Here is a 3,977-nt window from a genome sequence, read left to right as displayed (position 1 = left end):
ACCCTGAGCTTGTCGAAGGGGACCTTGCGTTTCTTCTCTCCGCTGGGCAGGTTCGCGTGGAAGCCGATAGAATCTTGAGACCCCCATGCTCCGCCTGCTCTGTGTGACCGCGCATCCTGACGACGAGGCCGGAGGCTTCGGCGGCTCCCTCGCCCTCTACCGCGAGCGCGGCGTCGAGACCTACGTCGTCTGCCTGACCCCCGGCCAGGCCGCGCGCAACCGCGGCGGCGCCCGCTCCGACGAGGAACTGGCGGCGCTGCGGCGCCAGGAGTTCGCCGCCGCCTGCGCCCTGCTGAAGATCACGCACGGTGAGGTGCTCAGCTATCCCGACGCCGGGCTCGACCGCGTGGACGTCTACCAGGTAGCGAGCGAGGTGACGCGCCGCCTGCGCCAGATCCGCCCGCAGGTGGTCCTCACCTTCGGCCCCGAGGGCGCCATCACCGGCCATCCCGACCACTCCATGGCCTCACTCATCGCGACGCTCGCTTTCCACTGGGCGGGGCGCCCCGACCGCTATCCCGAGCAGCTCCAGGACGGCCTCCGCCCTCACCGCGCCCAGAAGCTCTACTACTCGACCGCAGCCTTCACCCTGCCCGACCGCCCGCCGGTCGCGCTGCCGCCTTCGACCGCGGGTATCGAGATCAGCGCCGCGCACCTGGAGGCCAAGATCCAGGCCTTCAAGCTGCACGCCTCGCAGGCCCCGCTGCACGCCCGCTTCGAGGAGACCATGCGCAAGCGCGGCCACAAGGAGTTGTTCCACTTGGCCGCCACCCTCACCCCCCGCCGCGCCGAGATCGAGACCGACCTGTTCGCGGGGGTGGTGGAAGAAAGCTCTTAGCTCTTAGCTCTTAGCTCTTGGCTCTTAGCTCTTGGCTCTTAGCTTATTGCTCGGAGGGGCGCGACGGAACCTGTCCCGAGCGAAGCCGAGGGAGTCGTGCCGAAAGAGGCTTCCTCTCGATCCCGCGCGACCGGCCCCGATCCCGCAATGCGGGAGAGGAAGGAAAGGGAGCGCGCAAGCCGCGAACTCCTAACTACAGACTCCCAACTCCTTGGGCAGCCCCGCGGCCTGCCAGGCGTCGAAGCCGCCGAGCACGTTGATCACGTTGTCGTAGCCGGCCTTCTCGAGCAGGCTGCAGGCGATCATGCTGCGGTAGCCGCTCTTGCAGTGCACGGCGATGGGACGGTCGCGGCGCAGCGGCGGCATCTCGGAGCCGAACTTGTCCACCGGCCACCAGTCCGCGCCCGCGATGTGCCCCGCCTGCCACTCGGGCTCGCGGCGCACGTCCAGCACTTCTACCTCCCGGCCCGCACGGCGGCGCAGTTCCTCCACTGTCATCTGCGGCGTCTGCGCCAGCGCAAAGCCAGCGCGCTTCCAGCCTTCGACGCCGTCTTCGAGGTAGCCGGCCTCGACGTCGATGCCCACGCGCGCCAGCCGCATGCGCGCTTCCTCCACCTGCTCGCGGGAGGCGGCCACCAGCACCGGGCGCGCCGCCAGACCCAGGACGGTCCCCGCCCAGGAGGCGAACTGCCCGCCCAGACCGATGTTGACCGACCCGGGCACGTGGCCGGCGGCAAACTCGCCGGCGGGCCGGACGTCCAGCACCAGCGCTCCAATTTCGATCATCGCCTGGAGCCGTGCGGCGGGGATGGCGGCGAGCGAAGGCAACTGGCCGAGCGCGGCCGCGCCCTGGCGGTTGATCTCGGCGTCCTGGAGGAAGTAGTCGGGCCGCGCGGGCAGGTTGGCGGTCATGGCGCGCACGAACTCCTCGCGGCTCTCGATCTGCAGTGCGTAGTTGGTCAGGCGCTCGGTGCCGATGGTGGAGACGCGCTCCGCGCGCATGCTGCGCCCGCACAGCGAGCCGGCCCCATGCGCGGGATAGACCTGGGTGGCGTCGGGAAGCCGCAGCAGCTTCTGGTGCAGGCTGTCGTAGAGCAGCCCGGCCAATTCGGCCGGGGTATGGGTCTTCGACAGGTCGGGGCGGCCCACGTCGCCGATGAAGAGCGTGTCCCCGGTCAGCACCGCCCAGGGCCGGACCGCGCTGGCCGGGTCGCTGACGGTCACGCAGACGCTCTCGGGAGTGTGGCCGGGGGTCTCGAGCACGCCCAGGGTGATCTCGCCGACTCCCAGCTCGAAACCGTCGCCCACGCCGCAATGCGGGAACTTCGCGCCCGCGCGCGCGCCGATGTAGATGGTGGCTCCGGTGCGCTCGGCCAATTCCTTGTGGCCGGAGACGAAGTCGGCGTGCAGGTGGGTCTCGAAGATGTGGCGGATGGCCAGGCCGTGCTCGGCGGCGGCCTTGAGGTAGAGCTCCACGTCGCGCTGCGGGTCCACCACCACCGCTTCCCCTCCCGATCCCAGCAGGTAGGAGGCGTGGGCCAGACACCCGAGATAGAACTGCTCGAAGTACATCGCCTTCCTTACTGTGGCGCCCCTCCCGCCACCCGCTCCGCGTGCGGCTTGATGATGTCGCTGAGCAGGTCGGGCTTCGACTCGTCGCGCACCAGGTGAGGATACTTCTCGCCTTCGTGGTAGTCGAGGCGGAAGGTCTTGTAGTAGCCGTCGTTGACGGCCAGCAGTTCGATGGGCTGGCCGGAGCCCTTGGCGGCGCGGATGGCCTCGCGCAGCACCTGCGGCGACCACTGCCGGCCGTTGACCGCCACCAGCTTCATGCCCGGCGCCATGCCCGCCTGCGCCGCCGGCATCCCCGGGACCACGTCCCCCAGCACGCCCTCCGCATTCAGCCAGAAGCCCAGAGAGAAGCTGACGTCGGTCATCCTGCGCACGCGTTCGGCGGCGCGCTGCAGCGGCGACATCTGGTCGGTGTAGACCAGGCGCCAGCCGCTGGCCTCCAGGCCCCCCAGCGGCGCTCCCGGGCCGTGGCCGTCGAGGCGCTCGCGCAGGAAGCTCTTCCAGTCGTAAGGCACGACGCGGTTCAGGCTTGCGGCCACGTCGTCGAAGCTGTAGGGCTTGACCTCGGGGCCGGTGCTGGGCGCGCCGTGGAAGAGATGGCAGAAATCGTCGAGCGACTTCTGCCCGTGGCTCTCGCGGCGGATGGTGGTGTCCACGTCCAGCCAGATGAGCACGCTCTCGTCGTAGAAGTCGGTGGAGCGCCGCCACGACTCCCAGGCCGCGGGCGAGCCATAGAGCACTTGGGCGGCGTCGGCGGTGTCCTGCAGGTTGCGCCAGGTGCGCCCGGGCTCGTGGTCCAGGTAGGCCGCCAGCGAGGCCAGGTGGTCGCGGTACTCCTCCGGCGTGTACAGCCCGCTGCGCGCGGTCAGCAGGTTGCCCAGGTACTGCGTCAGACCCTCATACACCCACAGCAACTCGCCCTTCATGGGCTGCTGGTAGTCGGGGGTGGCCAGGCCGGCGGGACGCCGGAACTTGCCGTTCCAGGAGTGCGTGAACTCGTGCGGCAGCAACCCGGCCGAGACCTTGAACTCGTCGTTGTCGAGGAAGACGCGCTCGAAGGTGCGGTCGTCGCTGGACTCGTGGTGCTCCAGGCCGAAGTGCGCGGTGTACTGGCTCAGGGTGTAGAGGAAGTGGTAGTCGCGGTAGTGGCGGGCGCCGAAGAGCGCTCCCGCCTCGGCCACCAGTTGGCGGTAGTCGCGCTCGACCTCGGGGCTCACGGCCAGGTCGGCGTCGGCGTCGGCAACCAGATCGAGGAAGTGCTGCGGCTCCTGCCCGGGCGAGAGCGCGATCTCGCGGAAGTGCGCCCCCGCGATGACCGGGGAGTCGATCAGGGTGACCAGCGAGGCCGGTTGAAACTCGATGGCGTAGGACTCCTGCCTGGCCACCGGCAGCGCCGTCCCGAACTTCCACCCCGGCGGCAACTGCAGGCTGGCCACGTAGGTGAGCTCGCCGGCCGGCCAGCCCGCGGGATAGAGCACCACCTGGTTCCAGTTGATCACCGCCAGCTCCGAGCTGGCCGAGGCGCCGGAGGAGAAGCCCGAGGTCGCGTCCGGCAGCAGGAAGTCGA

The 3,977-nt window shown here is 69.8% G+C and carries 3 protein-coding genes; 1 reads left to right on the top strand and 2 read right to left on the bottom strand.

Features of this window, described 5'->3' with window-relative positions:
* The first annotated feature begins 85 nt into the window (after nt 1-85).
* Nucleotides 86-838, top strand: coding sequence for a PIG-L family deacetylase (locus VEG08_01055; GenBank protein ID HXZ26566.1), 753 nt, complete (start codon nt 86-88; stop codon nt 836-838).
* Nucleotides 839-1,027: 189 nt separating this feature from the next.
* Here the strand turns inward: VEG08_01055 and VEG08_01050 are convergent, their stop codons facing one another.
* Nucleotides 1,028-2,410 (bottom strand): rhodanese-like domain-containing protein, encoded by a 1,383-nt coding sequence (locus VEG08_01050; GenBank protein ID HXZ26565.1) that lies wholly within the window; start codon nt 2,408-2,410, stop codon nt 1,028-1,030.
* Between the two features lie 8 nt (nt 2,411-2,418).
* Nucleotides 2,419-3,977, bottom strand: a 1,559-nt coding sequence (locus tag VEG08_01045; protein ID HXZ26564.1) for a M61 family peptidase, incomplete at its 5' end; no start/stop codon positions are given.

Source organism: Terriglobales bacterium (assembly GCA_035624475.1).
GTDB lineage: Bacteria > Acidobacteriota > Terriglobia > Terriglobales > Acidobacteriaceae > DASPRL01.
The sequence above is the reverse complement of the archived record's forward strand: the minus strand, read 5'-3'. Positions and strand labels throughout refer to the sequence as shown.

Excerpts from the sequence above, each read along its gene's own strand:
- VEG08_01055 (HXZ26566.1), top strand. The coding sequence starts at position 86 with ATGCTCCGCCTGCTCTGTGTGACCGCGCATCCTGACGACGAGGCCGGA.
- VEG08_01050 (HXZ26565.1), bottom strand. The coding sequence starts at position 2,410 with ATGTACTTCGAGCAGTTCTATCTCGGGTGTCTGGCCCACGCCTCCTAC.